This window comes from Limobrevibacterium gyesilva, from assembly GCF_025989185.1.
Lineage (GTDB): Bacteria > Pseudomonadota > Alphaproteobacteria > Acetobacterales > Acetobacteraceae > Limobrevibacterium > Limobrevibacterium gyesilva.
Genome location: NZ_JAPDNT010000002.1, coordinates 85,717 through 104,540, shown reverse-complemented (window position 1 = coordinate 104,540; position 18,824 = coordinate 85,717). Strand labels below are relative to the sequence as shown.

The window sequence follows — 18,824 nt, the reverse complement described above, 5'->3', positions numbered from 1 at the left end:
GATGGATCAGCGCTCCTAGGCTGCTCCGGACATCGGGATGGAGGGCGCGATGGGCCGCATGGTGCCGGCAAAGGCAGCGTTCGCCGGGCTGTGTTCAAGCCTGGTGGGCATCGGGCTGGCGCGCTTCGCCTACACGCCGCTGATCCCGGTCCTGATCGGCGCAGCGTGGTTCAGCCCGGGGCAGGCGGCCTATCTCGGCGCCGCCAACCTGGCCGGATACCTCGCTGGCGCGCTGCTCACGCAACGCATCGCCGCCAGGGTGCCGGTGCGGCCGGTGTTGCGCGGCATGATGCTGTTGGTGGGGGTGGCGTTCCTGGCCTGCGCCATCAGGCTGCCGTTCGCGTGGTTCTTCGCCTGGCGCTTCGCCGCGGGCTTCGCTGGCGGCGTGATCATGATCCTGGCGGCGCCGGCCGTTCTGGCCTCCACACCGGCGGCGCTGCGCGGCCGGGTCGGGGGCTTCATCTTCACCGGCGTCGGCCTGGGTGTGGCGGCATCAGGAACCCTGGTGCCGTTGCTGCTGGAGGCCGGGATCGCCGCCACCTGGTGCGTCCTGGGCGCGCTGTCGCTGGTGCTGACCGCGCTGTGCTGGCGCAGCTGGCCGGATGCCGGCGTGGCTCCAGCGACCCGTAGGGCCCCCCCGGCGCGATCGTCGCTGGCGGCACGGGCGGTGGTGCTGGAATACGGCCTGAATGCGGTCGGCGTGGTGCCGCACATGGTGTTCCTGGTGGATTTCGTGGCCCGCGGCCTCGGCCGTGGGATCGAGGCGGGTGCGGGCTTCTGGGTACTGTACGGATTCGCCGCCATCGCCGGCCCGATGGCCACCGGCTGGGTCGGGGACCGGGCCGGGTTCGGGACCGCGTTGCGGCTGGGCTTCGTGGTGCAGGCGGCGGCGGTGATCCTGCCGATCCTGACGACCGGCACCCTGCCGCTTGCCGTCTCCTGCATCGTCATGGGCGCCTTCACGCCGGGGATCGTGCCGCTGGTTCTCGGCCGTCTCCACGAATTCGCGGCCGGCGACCCTGCGCAGCAGCGGGCGCTGTGGGGCGCGGCCACGGCCTCTTTCGCGCTGTTCCAGGCGGCAGTCGCCTACGGTCTTTCGTTCCTGTTCGCGCAGACCGGAGGGGCCTATGCGCCGCTGTTCGCCGTGGCCGCCGCTGCGCTGGCGCTGGCGCTGGCGGTCGATGTGGTGGCGCGGGCAATCGGCGCCAGGCAGGTCAGAACGCGGCGGTCGGTGGCAGCATGAACACCGTGCCCTCGGGCACGAAGGGACCGCGCGCCATCAGCCGCGCCGGGCCGGGAGCGGGCCGCGCGCAGGCGTCCCAGCCCAGGCGATCCGGCGGGAAGTACACCTCCGCGCGTGAAGGCGCCACGCCGAGGGCGCCAAGAATGCCAGCCAACGGCGGGATCCGCGGCGCCACCACATCGATCAGGCGCAGCGTTTCCGCATCCGGCGTCACGGTGGCCACCACGGCGTCGAGGTCCGGCACATGGTGCAGGGCTATGCCGTCGCGGGTGGCGACTTTGTACAGGAACATCGTCGCGTTCTCCGCCACGGCGACGACAGCGGAGACCGGGGCGCGCGCCGCCAGCATCCGGCGCAGGAAAGCGATGTCGTCCGGACGCCCCGGCATCAGTCTGCGCGCCATGCCGGCCGGCAAGGGCCGTGGCGCCGGGCCGGCGAAATCGTGCTCGGGCACCCCGCGAAAGCTGAAGCGGTCATACAGCGCCGGTGTCGCGGTCATCAGCAGCACCAGCCGCGCCCGTGCGTCGCACCAGGCCAGCACCCGGCCCATGAGGTCGCGGAACAACCCGCGCCCGCGCCACGCCGGATGCACCGCCACCGACTGGATGCCCAGCGCCTCGATCCGCACGCCAGCCACGACCAGCGGCAGCGCGATCGCGGCGGCATTGGCGACACAGCGCCCGTCGGCATCGAACCAGGAGAACGGGGTGTAGCTCGGGTCCCAGCCGCCGACGACGTCCAGGATCGCGGGGTCCAGCCCGAACACCTCGCGCAGCAGACCGTTGAGCGCGTCCCGGGCCGCCGGGTCGCCGCCGTAGCGGTCCCGGAAGGCCAGCCCGAGATCCCGGGGATCCCCGGTCAATCGCCGGCCAGCCGCGCCGACAGCATCGGCGCCGCCATGCGCATCAGCGCGGCGATGTCGGCGGTGCCGTCGATCGCCAGCACGGCGTCGGCGAGCCCTGCGCTGCGGTCCGCACCCAGCACGGACGCGGCCAGCCCGGCGAACTTCGCCCGCAGCTCGGCCTCGGTCAGGAAGTTGTCGGGCTCGCCCTTCGGCACCACCACTTTCTTCACGAAGCTCTGGCCGCGCGCCTTCAGGGTGATCTTGCCGGACATGTTGCGGGGGAACTCGGCTTCGATCTCCGGATCGTGCTCGCAGCGCACCTTCGCCAGCAGTGCGCGGATCACCGGGTCGTTCAGCAACTTGTAGCTGTCCCAGCCCATCGCGCCCGTGACCAGCGCGCTCGACAGCACGAACGGGCCGCTGAACTGGCCGTCCACGACGTTCTGCGGGTTGGCCTTCTTCTCCGCCGGCAGCCCGACCAGCAGCATGCCGGCGTTGGACAGGCCGTAGGTGACGCTCTCGATCTCCTCGGGCTTGAGGTCGAGCTCGGCGCGCAGCAGCAGCGCCGCGTCGATGCCGGCATGGCCGTAGCGGCAGCTCGGATACGGCTTCACCGCGGTGTTCATCAGCTCGTAGACCGTGCCGAGGTCCTGCAGCGCGCGCTCCGGCGTCGGGTTCGGGGCGTAGGCGCGCATGAAGCCGTGCTTGCCCTCCAGCGCCTCGGCGGCCCCCTTGAAGCCTTCGCGCGCCAGCGTGGCGGCGGCGAGCCCCGCCATTGCCGCCCAGCCGACCTGGAAGCGCTTGGTCCAGGCGCCGTTGGCCAGGAACTGCAGGCTGCCCCCGGACTGGCTCAAGGCGATGCCCAGCGCCGAGGCGATGTCCGCCGCCGGCAGGCCGAACACGCGCGCGGCGGCGGCGGCGGCGCCGAACACCCCGCAGGTGGCGGTGGGGTGGAAGCCGCGGTTGTAGTGCTCGCCGGCGGGGAGGGCGAGCGCCACCCGGCAGGTGACCTCGTAGCCGGCCACGATCGCCGCCAGAACGTCGGCCCCTTTGGCGCCGGCCATCTCGCCGGCGGCCAGTGCGGCCGGGATCACCGGTGCGCCCGGATGCAGCGAGCCGGCGGCATGGGTGTCGTCGAAATCGAGCGAATGCGCCAGCGCGCCGTTCAGGAAGGCGGCGCCGGCGGGGGTGTAGCGCGAGGCGTCGCCGAACACGCCGGAATTGCCGGCGGCGAAACCGAGCGCGCGGGCGGCGGACAGCAGCGGCGGCGTGCTTTCGGCGTCGTGGCGGGCGCGCACGATGTTGCCGACGAGATCGAGGACGAGGAAGCGGGCGCGCTGCGCGACGTCTTGCGGCAGGGCGTCCAGGCGGATGCCCGCGCTGAACTCGGATAGGACCTGGGTCACGCTCACTGGATGGCTCCTCCGGCTGCTGCGTCATTAAGGCGCAAAGCCGGGATGCTGCCAACGGCGCAGGGTCGCCGCGACGTGATTGCCTGCGACTCGCCTCCCGTGGCACATGCTGCTGCATGCTCAACCGTCGCACCCTGCTCGCCGCCGCCTCTGCGGTCGTGACCGCGCCCGCGTTCGCCGCGCCGCCGACGGCCGCGAAGCCGGCCGCCGGCACCGACAGCTTCGCCGCCTTTGTCGCCGGCGTGAAAGCCGACGCCCGGCGCCTCGGCATTCGCCAGGCCACGCTGGACCGCGCCTTCGCCGGCGTGAAGGTCAACCAGAAGGTCATCGAGCTGGACCGCCGCCAGCCCGAGTTCACCATGACCTGGGATCAGTACCGCAGCCGCATCGTCTCCGACGCGCGCATCGCCCGCGGGCGGGAGCTCTATGCCCAGCATCGCGCCTTGCTGGCCCGCGTCACCGAGCGCTTCCGGGTGCCGGCCGGTCCGATCATGGGCATCTGGGGCCTGGAATCGAACTACGGCCAGTCCAGCGGCGGCTACAACGTCATCGAGGCGCTGGCCACGCTCGCCTGGGAGGGCCGCCGCGCGGCCTTCTTCCGCAGCGAGCTGATGGACGCGCTGAAGATCCTCGACAGCGGCGACGTTCCCCACGAGAAGATGATCGGCAGCTACGCGGGCGCGATGGGCCAGCCGCAGTTCATGCCGGACTCGTTCCTGAAATTCGCCGTGGACTTCTCCGGCACCGGCAAGCGCGACATCTGGGGCGATGTCGGCGACGTATTCGGCTCGGTCGCCAACTATCTCGCCAAATCCGGCTGGAGCGACCGGCTGCCCTGGGGCGTCCCGGCCCGCCTGCCCGGCGGGTTCGACCCCGCGATGGCCGGGCGCGACAACCGCAAGCGGATCGAGGACTGGGCGCGGCTGGGCGTGCAGCCGGTCCGCGCCGCCCTGCCGGCGGATGCCATGGCCGCGGTGATCCAGCCGGGCGGACCGGGCGGCGAGGCGTTCCTGGCCTGCCACCCGAACTTCCTGGCGATCCGCCGCTACAATCCCTCGGATTTCTACTGCCTGTCGGTGGGGCTGATCGGCGACCGGGTGACCGCGTGAAGCGCGCGCTTGCGCTGCTGCTGATGCTGCTGCCGGTCTTCGGCGGGTGCGCGCCGCGCGGACCCGCGCCGGGGCTGCATTACGTGGTCGGCAACCCCTACCAGGCCGGCGGCGTGTGGAACTACCCGCGCGAGGACTTCTCGCTGAACGAGACCGGCCTTGCCGCCGTGTATGGAAGCCACGGACCGTACACGGCCGACGGCGAGGCGTTCGACCAGATGGCGCTGGCCGCAGCGCACCCGACGCTGCAGCTTCCGGCGCTGGCGCGGCTGACCAATCTCGAGAACGGGCGCCAGGTGCTGGTGCGCATCAACGACCGCGGACCGGCCAAGCGCGGCCGCATGATCGAGATCACCCGGCGCACGGCCCAGTTGCTGGCCGCGACCGATCCCGGCGCGATCCGCGTGCGCGTGCAGGTGCTGGAGAACGAAAGCCGGCGCATGGCCGCCGACCTGCGCCCGGAAGGGCCGCAGCTGAACGTCGCCACGGCCCCGCCCGGCGCCGTGCGGACCGAGAGTCTGGCGCCGCCCACAGGCGTTGGGCAGTCCGCGCGGCGGCAGACCGGTCCCGCCGGCCCGGCGCCGCGCGTCGTCGCCGCCGATGCGGCCGTGCCCGCGGTGCCGCTGCGCCTGCCGGAAGCGGTGACCCAGGTCTATGTCGTCCCCGGCCAGTTGCTCATCGATTGCGGCGGCTTCAGCCGGCCCGAATATGCCGACGTCCTGCGCGAGCGCCTCGCGGCGCTGGGCGCGCGGGCCACCACCAGCTACGACGCGCCGCGCGACCGAGCCTTCATGGTGCGGATCGGCCCGCTTCCCAGCGTCGCGGCGGCCGATGCGATGCTGGAGCGCGCGCTGCGCGCGGGGGCCACCGATGCACGGATCGTCGTCGAATAGGCGCGCGACTTCGTCCTAGGATTACAGATGCCGAAAGGAGGATTGCTGTGCTGACCCGTCGCTTCCTGCTGTTGTCCGGCGCGGCAACGTCCGCCGTCGGTGCCGTATTGGTGCCCCCCGCGTCCGCCCAGGCGCCGAAGCGGCCCGCGCCCGCGCATCCGCCGGCAGCGCCCGGCCGCTCTCGCCGCCCGACCGATCCGCCGCCGCCCACCGGCAGCCCGGCGCAGACGCCGGTCGGGCCGCTGGATACGGCGGCGAAGTTCGCCGTGGCGATCGACTACAACACCGGCGCGACTCTGCTGGACAAGGACGCCGACGTCTCGATGACGCCGTCGTCCATGACCAAGCTGATGACCGCCTATATCGTCTACGGCATGCTGAAGGCCGGGCGCCTGCGGCTGGACCAGGAACTGCCGGTGAGCGAGCGCGCCTGGCGCATGGGCGGGTCCAAGATGTTCGTGCCGATCGGCGCCCAGGTGAAGGTCGAGGACCTGATCCGCGGCATGATCGTGCAGTCCGGCAACGATGCCTGCATCGTGCTGGCGGAGGGCATCGCCGGCTCCGAGGAGCAGTTTGTCGAACTGATGAACAAGAAGGCCCAGGAGATCGGGCTGGAGAAGAGCACCTTCCGCAACTCCACCGGCTGGCCCGATCCCGAGCACCGCATGAGTGCCCGCGACATCGCCGTGCTGGCGCGGCGGCTGATCATGGATTTCCCGGAATACTACAAGTACGACTCGGAAAAGAGTTTCAAATACAACAACATCGACCAGCAGAACCGCAACACTCTGGTGCAGAAGGGCCTGGCCGACGGGCTGAAGACCGGCCACACCGACGACGGCGGCTATGGCATCGTGGTCAGCGCCCAGCGCAACGGCCGCCGGGTGATCGTGGTGATCAACGGCCTGACCACGATGCATCAGCGCGGCGAGGAGGCCGAGCGGCTGCTGGAATGGTGCTTCCGCGAGTTCGAGGATGTGGTCCTGTTCACCGCCGGCGACGTCGTCGAGCAGGCGCCGGTCTGGCTCGGCGCGGTGCCGAGCGTGCCGCTGGTGGGCGGGCGCGACCTGGTGGTGACGATGCCGCGGGGCTGGCGCAACAAGGCCAAGGTGTCGGTGGAATATAGCGGCCCGATTCCGGCCCCGATCACCCGCGGCTCCACGTTGGGCCGCCTGACCGTGACCGGCACCGGCGTGCCGGACGTGTCCATGCCGCTGCTGGCCGGCGCCGACGTGCCGCGCATCGGGCTGCCGGGGCGGGCGATGGCCGTGCTGACGCGCATGGTCACCGGCTCCTGAGCGCGGTGGACAGCAAGGGACGCTTCATCACGCTGGAGGGTGGGGAAGGGGCCGGCAAATCGACCCAGGCCCGCCGACTGGCCGACGCGCTGGCCCGTGAAGGCGTGCCGGTGCTGCGCACCCGCGAGCCCGGCGGGGCGCCGGGAGCGGAGGTGCTGCGCCGCCTGCTGCTCGACGGCGAGATCGCGTGGTCGCCGCCGGCCGAAACGCTGCTGCACTTCGCCGCCCGCGCCGAGCACGTGGAGCGCACCATCCGCCCGGCGCTGGACGCCGGCATGTGGGTGGTGTGCGACCGTTTCGCTGATTCCACCATGGTCTATCAGGGCTATGGGCAAGGCGCCGACCGGGCCGATATCGCGGCACTGACGGACATGCTGGGGCTGCGGCCCGATCTGACGCTGGTGCTGGACGTGACCGTGCCGACCTCGCTGGCGCGCTTGGCGCAGCGTGGGTCCGCCGCCGACCGCTACGAAAGCCTGGGCGAGGTGTTCTTCGCCCGTATCCGCGACGGATTCCGCGCCGTGGCCGAGGGCGACCCGGCGCGCTGCGTGCTGATCGAGGCAGAGAGCGAAGAGGACGACGTAGCCCGGACGATCCTCGCCACGGTACTCGACCGCCTGTGTGATCCCTCGTCTCCCCCTCCCCTTGTGGGCTTGGGCCGTGGAGCGGACCAAGGCCGGGGGGAGGGGGAGTCGCGGTGACTGCGCCGGATCCGCGGGCCAATCCGCTGCTGCGCGGCCACGAAGCCGCCGAGGCGATGCTGGCCGAAGCCATGCGCAGCGGCCGCATGCACCATGCCTGGCTGATCACCGGACCCGCCGGCATCGGCAAGGCCACGCTGGCGTTCCGCTTCGCTCGCCGGCTGCTCGCCGGCATGCCCGACGCCAACACCCTGGAACTTCCGGAGAGCCACCCGGTGCTCCGCCGCACCGCCGCGGGCAGCCATGCCGACCTGCTGACGGTCGAACGCGAATGGGACCCCAAGCGCAAGCGCCTGCGCGGCGAGATCGTGGTGGACGACGTGCGCCGCGTATCCGAGTTCCTGCGCCTGACGCCGGCCGAGGGCGGCTGGCGCGTGGTGGTGCTGGACGGCGCCGAGGACCTGAACCGCAACGCCGCCAACGCGCTGCTGAAGGTGCTGGAGGAGCCGCCGGCGCGCGCAATGCTGCTGCTGGTCTGCTCGGCCGCGGGCCGGCTGCTGCCCACGATCCGCAGCCGCTGCCGCCGCCTGCGCCTCGCCCCGCTGGCGGAGACCGACATCGCCGCGTTGCTGCAGACCTACATGCCGGAACTGGACGCCGACCAGCGCCTGCGCCTCTCCGGGCTCGCCGAGGGCTCCATCGGCCGCGCCCTGCAGCTGGCCGAAGGCGAGGGCGTCGCCTTCGCCGACATGGTCAGCGAGGTGATGGACGCGCTGCCGAACCTCACCACCGAGAAGGCGCACGCCGTGGCCGACGCGCTGGGCCGCAACGAGGACGCGTTCTCCACCTTCATGGACCTGCTGCGCGCCGCGGTCGCCGCCGCCGTGCGCGATGCCGCGCGCGGCCGGACGGACCCCGACCAGGCGCGGATGCTCGGCGCACGGCCCCTTGATGCATGGGTCGACGTGTGGCACGCGCTGACACGTTTGCAGGACGAGACAGAGAATGCCTATCTGGACAAGCGCCAGGCCATCGTGACGGGGCTGGGCCTGCTTGCCAACGCACATTGAGAATGCAATGAAACCGACGTTCTACATCACCACTCCCATTTTCTACGTGAACGGCGCGCCGCATATCGGCCACGCCTATACCGCGATCGCCTGCGACGTGATGGCGCGCTGGAAGCGGCTGGACGGGTTTGACGTGTTCTTCCTGACCGGCACTGACGAGCATGGCCAGAAAGTGGAGAAGGCCGCCGCCGATGCCGGCCTGCCGCCGCAGGAATTCACCGACCGGATCAGCGCCGTGTTCCACGCCATGGGCGCCCAGCTGGACATCTCCAACGACGATTTCATCCGCACCACCGAGGAGCGGCACAAGATCGCCTGCCGGGTGCTGTGGCAGAAGCTGGTGGATGCCGGGCAGATCTATTTGGGCAGCTATGACGGCTGGTACGCCGTGCGCGACGAGGCGTTCTATGACGAGTCCGAACTCGTCACCCGGCCCGACGGCAGCAAGGTGGCGCCTTCGGGCGCCCCGGTGGAGTGGGTGAAGGAGCCCAGCTATTTCTTCCGCCTGTCGGAATGGCAGGACCGGCTGCTGGCGCATTACGAGGCCAATCCGGATTTCATCGCCCCGGCCACCCGCCGCAACGAGGTGATCAGTTTCGTGCGCGGCGGGCTGCACGACCTGTCGGTCAGCCGCACCAGCTTCCGCTGGGGCGTGCCGGTGCCGGGCGACGAGGCGCATGTGATGTATGTGTGGCTCGACGCACTGACCAACTACATCACCGCCGCCGGCTATCCGGACGCGACGGCCGAGCGTTGGCGCTACTGGCCGGCCGACCTGCATGTGGTCGGCAAGGACATCCTGCGCTTCCACGCGGTCTATTGGCCCGCTTTCCTGATGGCGGCCGGCATCGCGACGCCGAAGCGCGTCTATGCGCATGGCTGGTGGACCGCCTCCGGCGAGAAGATGAGCAAGTCGCTCGGCAACGTCATGGACCCGGCCGACCTGATCGCCACCTACGGGCTCGATGCGGTGCGCTTCTTCCTGCTGCGCGAGGTGCCGTTCGGCAACGACGGCGATTTCAGCCGGCGCGCCTTGGTCAGCCGCCTGAACGTCGAGCTTGCCAACGACCTCGGCAATCTGGCCCAGCGCTCGCTGAGCCTGATCGCCAAAAACTGCGACGGCCGGCTGCCCGCGCGTGGGGCGGTGACCGAGGACGACGCGACCATGCTGGCGGCGGCCGAGGCGCTGCCGGCCCTGCTGCGCGAGCGCCTGGACCGCCAGGCCTTTGGCGAGGCGCTGGAGGACGTGTGGAAGGTCATCCGCGCCGCCAACGGCTATATCGACCGCCAGGCGCCATGGGCGCTGCGCAAGACCGATCCCGACCGCATGGCGCATGTGCTGCGGGTGCTGGCCGACGTGCTGCGCTCGGTGGCGACCGTGCTGCAGCCCTACATGCCCGGCAGCATGGCGAAGATGCTCGACCAGCTCGGCGTTCCCGCCGATGCCCGCACGCTCGCCGATCTCGCGTCGCCGCTGCCTTTGGGCACGACGCTGCCGCAGCCGGCCGGCGTGTTTCCAAGATATGTCGAAGACGCGGCGGTAACGATCTGATGTTGATCGATTCGCACTGCCATCTGGACTATTACAGCGCGGACGAGATCGGCGACATCCTCGCCCATGCCGCCACTGCCGGCGTGGGCGAGATGGTCACCATCGGCACCCGCCTGACCCAGTCCGACATCGTCAGGGGCATCGCGCAGGCGCATGCGAACGTGTGGTGCACGGTTGGCATCCATCCACACAATGCCGCCGAACACCCTGTTCCCGCACCGGAAGCCATCGCCGCCGAGGCCGCGTATCCGCGCGTGATCGGCATCGGCGAGTCCGGTCTCGACTATTTCTACGACAAGGCGCCGCGCGACGTGCAGCAGGCGAGTTTCCGCGCCCACATCCGCGCCGCCCGCCTGGCCGGGCTGCCGCTGGCCATCCATGCCCGCGACGCCGATGCGGACATCATCGGAATCCTGCGGGACGAACGCGATAGCGGCGGCGACTTCCAGTTCCTTCTGCACTGCTTCAGTTCCACCCGGGCGCTGGCCGAGGCGGCGCTGGCCATGGGCGGCTACGTCAGTTTCTCCGGCATCCTGACCTTCCCGAAATCGCAGGAAATCAGGGACATCGCCCGCGACATCCCGCGCGACCGGCTGCTGGTGGAAACCGACTCACCTTATCTCGCGCCGGTGCCGTATCGCGGCAAGCGCAACGAGCCGGCCTGGGTGGCGCATACCGCCACCGTGCTGGCGCAGGTGCACGGCATGGAGCCGGCGGCGATGGCCGACCTGACCACGGCGAATTTCCGGCGCCTGTTCCGCAAGGCGGCCTGATGCGCGTCACGCTGCTGGGCACCGGCGGGTCCGCCGGGGTGCCGATGATCGGCGGCGTGGACGGGCGCGGCGAGTGGGGCGTGTGCGACCCCCGGGAGCCGCGGAACATCCGCACGCGCGCAAGCATCGCTGTTGATGCCAACCACAGCGGCGACGGGCAGGGGGGCGTGCTGCTGGTGGACACGCCGCCGGACATGCGCACGCAATTGCTGTCTTGCGGAATCAGCCGGGTGGAGGCGGTTCTTTACACCCACGCGCATGCCGACCACATCACCGGCCTCGACGACATCCGGCTGCTGAACCGCGTCATCGGCCGGCCGCTGGATGCCCTGGGCACCCAGGCCACGCTGGACGAGTTGATGCATCGGTTCAGCTATGCCTTCCGCCCCTGGCAGCCGCCCGGCTTCTTCCGCCCGGTGCTCGTCGCCCGCCCGATCCAGCCCTGCGGCAGCGTGACCGCGGCGGGCCTGACCATCCACGTCTTCGACCAGGACCACGGTTTCGGCCGCTCGCTCGGTTTGCGCATCGGCGGCTTCGGCTATTCGACCGACGTGGTGTCACTGGACGAGGCGGGGTTCGCGGCCCTGGAGGGCGTGGACACCTGGGTGGTCGGATGCTTCCAGCGCACGCCGCACCGCACCCATGGCTGGCTGCCGCGGGTACTGGAGTGGGTGGAACGGCTGCGGCCGCGGCGCACCGTGCTGACGCATATGGGTGTCGATATGGACTGGGACTGGCTGCGCGCGAACCTGCCCGCGGGAGTGGAGCCCGGCCACGATGGCCAGGTGCTGGAGATCGACGGCTGATCCGTGCCGTCCGCCGGGTATTCGCCTGAACGAGCAGGAAGAAGAGAGAAGGGGACACAGAGAGCACGGAGGATCACAGAGGACACCGAGAAGGGATTCTTGCGCGCAGCGCGTCATTTCATCGGCTGCCACCAGTGCACGATGCCGCCTCCGCTCCGCACCCCTCCGTGCCCCCCTGTGGTCCTCCGTGTTCTCTGTGTCCCCTTCGCTTTCCTTACTCTGGCGCGCTCAGCTGTGATGATCGCGCAGAACGTCGAACGTGCGCACGCCGGTTTCCGCCGGCGCCGGCTGCAACCAGGGCTCCGTGGCGAGTGACGCCCGTGCGTCGGCATGGCCCTGGCGCCACCGGCCCTGCATGGTCGCGTGCGAGAACTCGAAATCCTTCGTCGAACCCTGGATGATCGACGGGCGATAGATGATCTCCACGACATCCATCGTGGTCTGGCAGGCCGCCTGGCGCAGCGTGTGCACCTCCGGCTCGTCCTGCAGGGACTCCGGCAGCTTGGCCAGCAGCTTGCTGATGTTGCGGCGCAGGTGGTGGGCGTAGCGGAACGTCTCGACGCCCATGCGCGTGCGGCTGGAATATTGGATGTCCTTGCGCCGTTCCTCGACGGCTTCCAGATCCCTGGGCACCGGGCCGTGCGCCGGGAACAGGTCTACTTGGAAAGCGAGCGTGCTGCGGCGCGGATACGTCTCCAGCACGTATTGCAGCGGCGTGTTCGAGACCAGGCCGCCATCCCAATAGAGCTCGCCGTCGATCTCCACGGCGGGAAAGCCGGGCGGCAGCGCGCCGCTGGCCATCACGTGCTCGGCGCGGATGGGCATGTGCGCATTGTCGAAATAGGTGAAGTTGCCGGTGCGCACGTTCACTGCGCCGACGCTGAAGCGGGTCTTGCGGGCATTGATGCGATCGAAATCCACCAGGCGCTCCAGCGTCGCCTTCAACTCGGCGGTGTCGTAATAGCTGGTGGCCGGCCTGCCGCTGATCCAGGCGTTCAGCGAATTCGGCCGGAAGAAGCCGGGCTGGCCGAAGATCAGCGCCGACATGGCGCCGGCATGGCGCATCATCTGCTTCCAGGCCTCCACCGGCAGGTCCGGCCAGGACATCGAGGGGCCGGAGACCTGCTCCCAGAATTCGCGCAGGCGCGCCACACGCAGCTCGGGCTCGTTGCCGGCGATGATCGCGGCGTTGATGGCGCCGATGGAGATGCCGGCAATCCAGTCGGGCATGTAGCCTGCTGCCGTCAGCGCCTCGTAGACGCCGGCCTGGTAGGAGCCGAGCGCGCCGCCCCCTTGCAGCACCAGCGCCACCTGCTTGCCGTGCGGATGCTTGATGTCCTGGTCCATGATCTTCTCCCGTGGGATGCGGTTCTGGATGCGACTCAGCGTACGCGAATCTCGTGACGCAGCGCGCCGGTAAAAGCGGCGGCGACGCCCAGCGCGATCGCCACGCCTGATACGCAGGCGGTCCAGCCGAACGCGTCATGCACGCGCCCGAGCACCGCGCTGCCGGCCACGCCGCCACAGTAGTAGCTGGCCAGATAGATCCCGCTTGCCCCCGCGCGGTCGGAGGTGGCGGCGCGCGACACCGTGCCGGTGGCGGTGGCCTGGGCGAAGAACGTGCCGACGCCAACCAGCACCAGGCCCACGATCACCGCAGGAAGGCTCGGCAGCACCAGCAGCGGCAGGCCGATGGCGGCAACGCCGAGGCCGGCCCACAGGCTTGGCCGGGCGCCGAAGCGGCGCGCGAGGCCGCCGGCCAGCGGCGTGGTGACGATCGCCGGCAGGAACACGAAGTAGACGAAGCCGAGCATCATCGGCGACAGGCTGAACGGCGCGCTCACCAGAACGAAGTTCACGTAGGTGAAGATGCCGAGAAATGCGAACAGCACGCAGAAACCGATGCCGAACCCGGCGCGCAGGGTGGGGTTGCGCCAATGCGCGAGCCAGGTCTTGAACGGCGCGGATCCGGAGGCAGGCGCCTGCGGCATCGTGCGATGCAGGGTCAGCGCCACCAGCATGCCACCAGCGAGGTTGAGCAGGGCGAATACGAGAAAGTTCGAGGCAAGACCGAGATGGTCGGCCACCGCTGCCGACATAAGGCGACCCAGCAGGTTGCTTGCGACGTTGCCGGTGATGTAGGCGGCGAAGGCTCCGGCCGCGTCGCGGGCGCTGCATTCCTCGCCGAGATAGGCGAGCATCAACGTGAACGCCGCCGACATGAAGACGCCCTGAACGATGCGCAATGCCGTGAAGACGGGCAGGGACGGTGCCACCGCCAGCAATGCTGTCGGGATCGACAGCAGCACCAGGCTCGCCACGATGCCGCGGCGGCGGTCGATGCGATGGCTGAGCAGCGCCACCACAAGCCCCGCCACGGCCATCCCGATCGTGCTGGCGTTGACGGCGAACCCCATGGCGGCGGGGCTGACGCCATAGGCGCGCGCGAGCGACGGCAGGATTGCCTGCGTGGCGAACAGATCGACCACGGTGAGGAAGGCGATCACCCCGATCAGCAGGTTGCGGCGAAAGGCGCTGGCAGCATGTGCGGGATGCATCATGGCCGGAGCCATGGCGGCGGCGGCGTCCGTCATTGTCCTGTCTCCGCAAAAGGAGTTCCGGAGGGTGACGCCTGCCGCAGCGGCAGGCGTCACGCGGCGGCCGTTACATCATGTGCGCGTCGGCACCTTCGTGGTACAGGTCCGCCGACAGCAGCACGACAGTCTTGCTGCCGGTGTTCTTCCACCAATGCGACGTGGTGTGCGTCTCGGTTGTGGCCTCGCCCGCCTTGTGCACGATCGGGACCGCGCAAGTGCTGGAATATTCGATGATCTCGCCTTCGATGATGTAGATGATGGCGGGGCGGTCGCCGTGGCTGTGCCAGGGCACGACGCCGCCGGGCTGCACCACCAGGCGGCGCAAGCGGAAGCGGCGGTCGTTCACGCCGATCGGCTCCTGGGACAGATGCGTGGACGCAATCACCGTATCGGTGACGCCCGTCGCGGCGGCCGCGTTCATGGGCTGGCCCTTGCCATCCATCACACGCTTGTCGGCGGGGCACTGCCCGGCCTGCGCCTGCGATGTCACCGCCAGTGCCGCACCCGCGAGCAGCGCCGAGAAGGCCAGGCTGCGCCAGATCGGCGTCCGGAAAGCATTCGATGCAGTCATGGTCTTTGTCCTTCATGCTGATGCGCGACCGGTTGGTGTGCTGTCGCGATCAGCATGATCGGCGCGGGCGAGGCGGGTTTGAATTGCCGGTTGGGTTCCGTTCCGATGCCCGGCGGGCATCGTCGGATCAGCCGCTGAGCACCGCGTAGCCTTCGAGCTCGGCGGTCGAGGACGGCCATTCGTATTGCTTGACGGCGTTGATGAACGCCGCCACCGGCGACGACCAGCGCCGGCCACCGACGGTGACCAGCGACACCTCGCGCATCACCGCGGGCTCGACCACCGGGCGCGTCACCAATCCTGGCAACGTCGCAGAGAATTCCGGCAGGAAACAGATTCCCATGCCGGCGGCGACCATGATCTGGATCCAGTCCTCGCGCTCGCTGCGATAGGAGCGCAGGATGTTCGCGCCGGCGTCGTTCAGCCGTTCGGCCAGGAAATCGCGATACTCGCAGTTGATCCGCTGCAGGTAGATCTCGCCGTCAATGTCTGACATCGAAACGATATTCTTCTGTGCCAGGCGATGTCCGACCGAACATGCGATGGTGAACCGTTCCTCGTACAGCGGCTGGCTGCGCAGCGGCTCGGCGAATCCGCCGGGGCGCGCCATCACCGCCACATCCAGCTCGCCACGGATCAGCAGTTCGGTCAGGTGATCGGGCACACCCTCGATCAAGGTCAGCTCGATGCCGGGGTGGCTGGTGCGAAGCCGGTTGAGGAACCCTACGAAGCGGATCGGGCCGATCGTGCACATCACGCCGACCGTCAGCTGCGCACCTTCCAGGCGCAGGAAGCGGGACGCTGCGCGCTTCGCCGTGCTCGCGCGCTCCAGCATCTCCGTCAGATGCGGCTCCAGCAGGCGGCCGAGATCGGTCAGATGGGTGTTGTTGCGCTCACGCGAGAACAGCAGCCCGCCGAGTTCCTCTTCCATCTTCTGGATGGCGCGGGTCAGTGCGGGCTGGGTCACGTTGCACTGCTCGGCCGCCTTGGTGAAGTTCAGGGTCTTGCTGACGGCGAGGAAGTAGCGGATCTCGTGCAGTTCCATCGGTCGCACTCCCGGTTTCCACCGTGTCGCGCCGACGATAGCGCGCCACGGGCGCGGCCACGATGCCGAACGCTTCCTGCCCAGCAACGCGTTCATCCTGTATATCTACCGGCGCGAGGCGCTGGCTCTGGTGTGCAAGGTGCCGCGCTCTCCCAGGCTTATTTTCCATAATATACCTTCTGCGACTTTAAGCGACCCGGTTGAAGGCTCTCACCCCGAACGCGCGCGATCACGTGGCGGAGACCAGCCATCTGGAAGACAATGAAACGGGCTGCAAGGAGTCCCTGCAAAAGCTGGCTGCCCTTATCGAGTAGTGGACTGCGACGGTCAGCCCTTGCGGAAGGCCACGCAGAGATTGTTCGCGGGCATGGCCTCGATCGCCGCCGGTGTGAACCCGGCATCGGCGGTCAGGCCGGCCACAGCCTCCAGGTCGCGCACGCCCCAGGCGGGGTTGCGGGCACGCAGGTCGGCATCGAAGGCTGCATTGCTGGGCGCGGTGTGGCGGCCGTGGCGCCGGAACGGGCCGTACAGCGCCAGCAATCCCCCCCTCCCCAGCACCCGCGCCGCCCCTTGCACCAGCCCGACCGCGGCCGCCCAGGGCGCGATATGGATCATGTTGATGCACAGCACCGCGTCCGCCGCGGTGACCGGCCAGGACCCAGCCGCGGCATCCAGCGCCACCGCCGGCCGGACATTGGCGACGCCGGCATCGGCCACCCAGGCATCGATGCTCGCACGCCGATCCGGATCGGGGTCGCTGGGATGGAACGTCAGGTCCGGCAACTGCCGGGCGAAATGCGCGACATGCTCGCCGGAGCCGCTGGCCACCTCCAGCACCAGGCCGGAGGGCGGCAGCAACCGCCGCAGCACCTCCAGGATGGCGTCACGGTTGCGGGCGGCGGCGGGGGCACGGATTCGCGGATCGGTCATGCCCCGAGACTACGGCAGAATCCCGCGCGGTCGAGGGCTTGCGGCAGCGGCGCTCTCGGCTATGACGGGCGCTGTTGAGCAAAGGGAACCACCGTGCCGACAGAAGCCGAGACCGAGCTGCGACGCCTGCTGGACATCATGGCCGCGCTGCGCGCCCGTCCCGGCGGCTGTCCGTGGGACATCGAGCAGACCTTCGACACGATCGCGCCGTACACCATCGAGGAAGCCTACGAGGTGGCAGACGCCATCGCCCGGCGGGATTTCACCGCCCTGCCGGACGAGCTCGGCGACCTGCTGTTCCAGGTCGTCTATCACGCCCGCATGGCCGAGGAGGAAGGCCGCTTCGGCTTCACCGACGTGGCGCGGGCGATCGCCGACAAGATGGTCCGCCGCCATCCCCATGTCTTCGGCGAAGCCACGGCCCGCAGCGCCGGCGGCCAATCCGCGGCCTGGGAGGCGCAGAAGCACGCCGAACGCGCCGCCCGCGCCGAGACCGGCACGCTCGCCGGCATCCCCACGGGCCTGCCGGCCCTCACCCGCGCGCTGAAGCTCACCGCCCGCGCCGCCCGCGTCGGCTTCGACTGGCCCGATGCGAACGCGGTGCTGGCCAAGCTCGACGAGGAGGTGACCGAGCTGCGCGCCGAATTGCGGGAGGCGGACCGGGCCCGGCTGCAGGACGAAGTCGGCGACATGCTGTTCGTGCTGGCCAACCTCGCGCGCAAGCTCGACCTGGACCCCGAGGCCTGCCTGCGCCACGCCAACCGGAAATTCGCCCGCCGCTTCGCCGCCGTCGAGGCACGGCTGGCGGCCCGCGGCGAGACGCCGGCCGACGCCACGCTCGATGCGATGGAAGCGGACTGGCAGGCCGTGAAGCAGGACGAACGCGCCGACTGATACCGACGGCCCTTGACGATGACCCTTCCATCGTCAAGGGCCGTCGGTATCGCGCGCCGGGTTGGTGGGCGGCCGCGCGCAAAATAACGACTCGTACCAGCGGTCATTCTTCATGGCCGCTGGTATGACGCCTAGAGCCTGATCGGAACCGATAGGCGTTCCGATCAGGCTCTAGGTCTTTGTTTTATCGCGTGATTCACGCCTCCGTGTGATTCCACCTGTGGCGATCACGCTCTAGTCCGGCAGCGGGATGAACTCGGCGTCGCCCGCCACCTGGCCGAACCGCCCGGCCTTCCAGTCGGCCTTGGCCGCCTCGATCCGGTCCTTCGAGCTGGAGACGAAGTTCCACCAGACATGCCGCGGGCCATCCATCGGCTCGCCGCCCAGCAGCAGCACCCGCGACGGGCGGAGGGCGCGGAGGGTGACGGCATCGCCGGGGCGGAATACCAGCAGCCGGTGCTCCTCGAACACCTCGCCGGCGATGTCGAGCGCACCGTCGATCAGGTATGCGGCACGCTCCGGGTGTTCGGTCGGCAGCGGCACGGCGCCGCCGGCATCGAGCCGGACATCGGCATAGAAGGTCTCGGAGAAGGTCTTCACCGGCGAGCGCTGCCCGTACATGCTGCCGGCGATCAGCCGCAGCGCCACGCCACGGTCCTCGACCGCAGGCAGATCGGCGACGGCGTGATGGACGAAGCCGGGATCGGTCTCCTCGAACGCCCTGGGCAGGGCGACCCAGCTCTGGATGCCGTGGATAGCGTGCGGGGACTGGCGCACCGGCGCGTCAGTGCGCTCGGAATGGGCAATGCCGCGCCCGGCGGTCATCCAGTTCACCTCGCCAGGCAGGATCGGCTGGGTGGTGCCCAGCGTGTCCCGGTGTAGGATGCTGCCCTCGGTCAGATAGGTCACCGTCGCCAGCCCGATATGCGGATGCGGGCGCACATCCAGCCCCTGCCCCGCCGGCATCAGCACCGGGCCCATATGGTCGAGGAAGACGAACGGGCCGACCATCCTGCGCTTGACGCTGGGCAGCGCGCGCCGAACCCGGAATCCGTCACCGAGATCCTTGGTGCTGGGCTCGACGACGAGATCGACCTGACCGGGGCTGTCGGGGTCGGCGACGGGCAGCCAGCTCATGGCGGATCT

At 69.8% G+C, this 18,824-nt stretch carries 18 protein-coding genes; 10 read left to right on the top strand and 8 right to left on the bottom strand.

Annotation, left to right across the window (positions count from 1 at the left end; translation table 11 throughout):
• Nucleotides 1–49 precede the first annotated feature (49 nt).
• Nucleotides 50–1,243: an MFS transporter gene (locus OL599_RS04470; RefSeq protein ID WP_264712441.1), complete on the top strand. Its 1,194-nt coding sequence runs from the start codon at nucleotides 50–52 to the stop codon at nucleotides 1,241–1,243.
• On the opposite strand, the gene OL599_RS04465 is transcribed toward OL599_RS04470, so the two are convergent.
• Together OL599_RS04465 and OL599_RS26000 are read right to left on the bottom strand one after the other, a co-directional pair.
• A complete protein-coding gene (locus OL599_RS04465; RefSeq protein WP_264712440.1) occupies nucleotides 1,215–2,105 on the bottom strand; it encodes a GNAT family N-acetyltransferase in 891 nt (296 codons plus the stop codon). The genes OL599_RS04470 and OL599_RS04465 overlap by 29 nt on opposite strands.
• A complete protein-coding gene (locus tag OL599_RS26000; protein ID WP_264712439.1) occupies nucleotides 2,102–3,499 on the bottom strand; it encodes an MmgE/PrpD family protein in 1,398 nt (465 codons plus the stop codon). The genes OL599_RS04465 and OL599_RS26000 overlap by 4 nt, the downstream gene beginning before the upstream one ends.
• A gap of 116 nt (nucleotides 3,500–3,615) precedes the next feature.
• Here OL599_RS26000 and OL599_RS04455 point away from each other — a divergent pair, with 116 nt between their 5' ends.
• Genes OL599_RS04455 through OL599_RS04420 form a run of 8 tightly spaced genes read left to right on the top strand, consistent with a single transcriptional unit; the run spans nucleotide 3,616 to nucleotide 11,641 of the window.
• Nucleotides 3,616–4,608, top strand: coding sequence for a lytic murein transglycosylase (locus tag OL599_RS04455; protein WP_264712438.1), 993 nt, complete (start codon nucleotides 3,616–3,618; stop codon nucleotides 4,606–4,608).
• A complete protein-coding gene (locus tag OL599_RS04450; RefSeq protein WP_264712437.1) occupies nucleotides 4,605–5,501 on the top strand; it encodes an RlpA-like double-psi beta-barrel domain-containing protein in 897 nt (298 codons plus the stop codon). Before OL599_RS04455 ends, OL599_RS04450 begins: the two co-directional genes overlap by 4 nt.
• Nucleotides 5,502–5,548: 47 nt before the next feature.
• Nucleotides 5,549–6,799 carry a D-alanyl-D-alanine carboxypeptidase family protein gene (locus OL599_RS04445; RefSeq protein ID WP_264712436.1) on the top strand — a complete coding sequence of 417 codons (1,251 nt, stop codon included), beginning with the start codon at nucleotides 5,549–5,551 and terminating at the stop codon, nucleotides 6,797–6,799.
• A 5-nt stretch (nucleotides 6,800–6,804) separates the two neighbouring features.
• The gene (tmk, locus tag OL599_RS04440) at nucleotides 6,805–7,500 is read left to right on the top strand and encodes a dTMP kinase (protein ID WP_264712435.1); all 696 of its coding nucleotides are present in this window, start codon (nucleotides 6,805–6,807) and stop codon (nucleotides 7,498–7,500) included.
• Nucleotides 7,497–8,510 (top strand): DNA polymerase III subunit delta', encoded by a 1,014-nt coding sequence (locus tag OL599_RS04435; RefSeq protein ID WP_264712434.1) that lies wholly within the window; start codon nucleotides 7,497–7,499, stop codon nucleotides 8,508–8,510. Before tmk ends, OL599_RS04435 begins: the two co-directional genes overlap by 4 nt.
• 7 nt (nucleotides 8,511–8,517) lie before the next feature.
• Nucleotides 8,518–10,062 (top strand): methionine--tRNA ligase, encoded by a 1,545-nt coding sequence (gene metG, locus OL599_RS04430; RefSeq protein ID WP_264712433.1) that lies wholly within the window; start codon nucleotides 8,518–8,520, stop codon nucleotides 10,060–10,062.
• The gene (locus OL599_RS04425) at nucleotides 10,062–10,835 is read left to right on the top strand and encodes a TatD family hydrolase (RefSeq protein ID WP_264712432.1); all 774 of its coding nucleotides are present in this window, start codon (nucleotides 10,062–10,064) and stop codon (nucleotides 10,833–10,835) included. Before metG ends, OL599_RS04425 begins: the two co-directional genes overlap by 1 nt.
• Nucleotides 10,835–11,641, top strand: coding sequence for an MBL fold metallo-hydrolase (locus OL599_RS04420; protein ID WP_264712431.1), 807 nt, complete (start codon nucleotides 10,835–10,837; stop codon nucleotides 11,639–11,641). Before OL599_RS04425 ends, OL599_RS04420 begins: the two co-directional genes overlap by 1 nt.
• Before the next feature lie 228 nt (nucleotides 11,642–11,869).
• Here OL599_RS04420 and OL599_RS04415 read toward each other — a convergent pair whose 3' ends face one another.
• The 5 genes from OL599_RS04415 to OL599_RS04395 all read right to left on the bottom strand — a co-directional run bounded on the left by OL599_RS04415 (nucleotide 11,870) and on the right by OL599_RS04395 (nucleotide 16,784).
• Nucleotides 11,870–12,988, bottom strand: coding sequence for a patatin-like phospholipase family protein (locus tag OL599_RS04415; protein ID WP_264712430.1), 1,119 nt, complete (start codon nucleotides 12,986–12,988; stop codon nucleotides 11,870–11,872).
• A 35-nt stretch (nucleotides 12,989–13,023) separates the two neighbouring features.
• Nucleotides 13,024–14,235 carry an MFS transporter gene (locus OL599_RS04410; protein WP_264712429.1) on the bottom strand — a complete coding sequence of 404 codons (1,212 nt, stop codon included), beginning with the start codon at nucleotides 14,233–14,235 and terminating at the stop codon, nucleotides 13,024–13,026.
• Between the two features lie 70 nt (nucleotides 14,236–14,305).
• On the bottom strand, nucleotides 14,306–14,809 hold the full coding sequence (locus OL599_RS04405; protein ID WP_264712428.1) for a cupin domain-containing protein: 504 nt from the start codon (nucleotides 14,807–14,809) through the stop codon (nucleotides 14,306–14,308).
• 127 nt (nucleotides 14,810–14,936) lie between these two features.
• On the bottom strand, nucleotides 14,937–15,854 hold the full coding sequence (locus tag OL599_RS04400) for a LysR family transcriptional regulator (protein ID WP_264712427.1): 918 nt from the start codon (nucleotides 15,852–15,854) through the stop codon (nucleotides 14,937–14,939).
• A gap of 327 nt (nucleotides 15,855–16,181) precedes the next feature.
• Nucleotides 16,182–16,784 (bottom strand): class I SAM-dependent methyltransferase, encoded by a 603-nt coding sequence (locus OL599_RS04395; RefSeq protein ID WP_264712426.1) that lies wholly within the window; start codon nucleotides 16,782–16,784, stop codon nucleotides 16,182–16,184.
• 93 nt (nucleotides 16,785–16,877) lie between these two features.
• Between OL599_RS04395 and mazG the strand changes: the two genes are divergently transcribed.
• Complete coding sequence (gene mazG / locus OL599_RS04390) at nucleotides 16,878–17,678, top strand: nucleoside triphosphate pyrophosphohydrolase (RefSeq protein WP_264712424.1); 801 nt, start codon at nucleotides 16,878–16,880, stop codon at nucleotides 17,676–17,678.
• Nucleotides 17,679–17,912: 234 nt separating this feature from the next.
• Here mazG and OL599_RS04385 read toward each other — a convergent pair whose 3' ends face one another.
• Nucleotides 17,913–18,815: a pirin family protein gene (locus OL599_RS04385; protein WP_264712423.1), complete on the bottom strand. Its 903-nt coding sequence runs from the start codon at nucleotides 18,813–18,815 to the stop codon at nucleotides 17,913–17,915.
• Nucleotides 18,816–18,824: the final 9 nt, after the last annotated feature.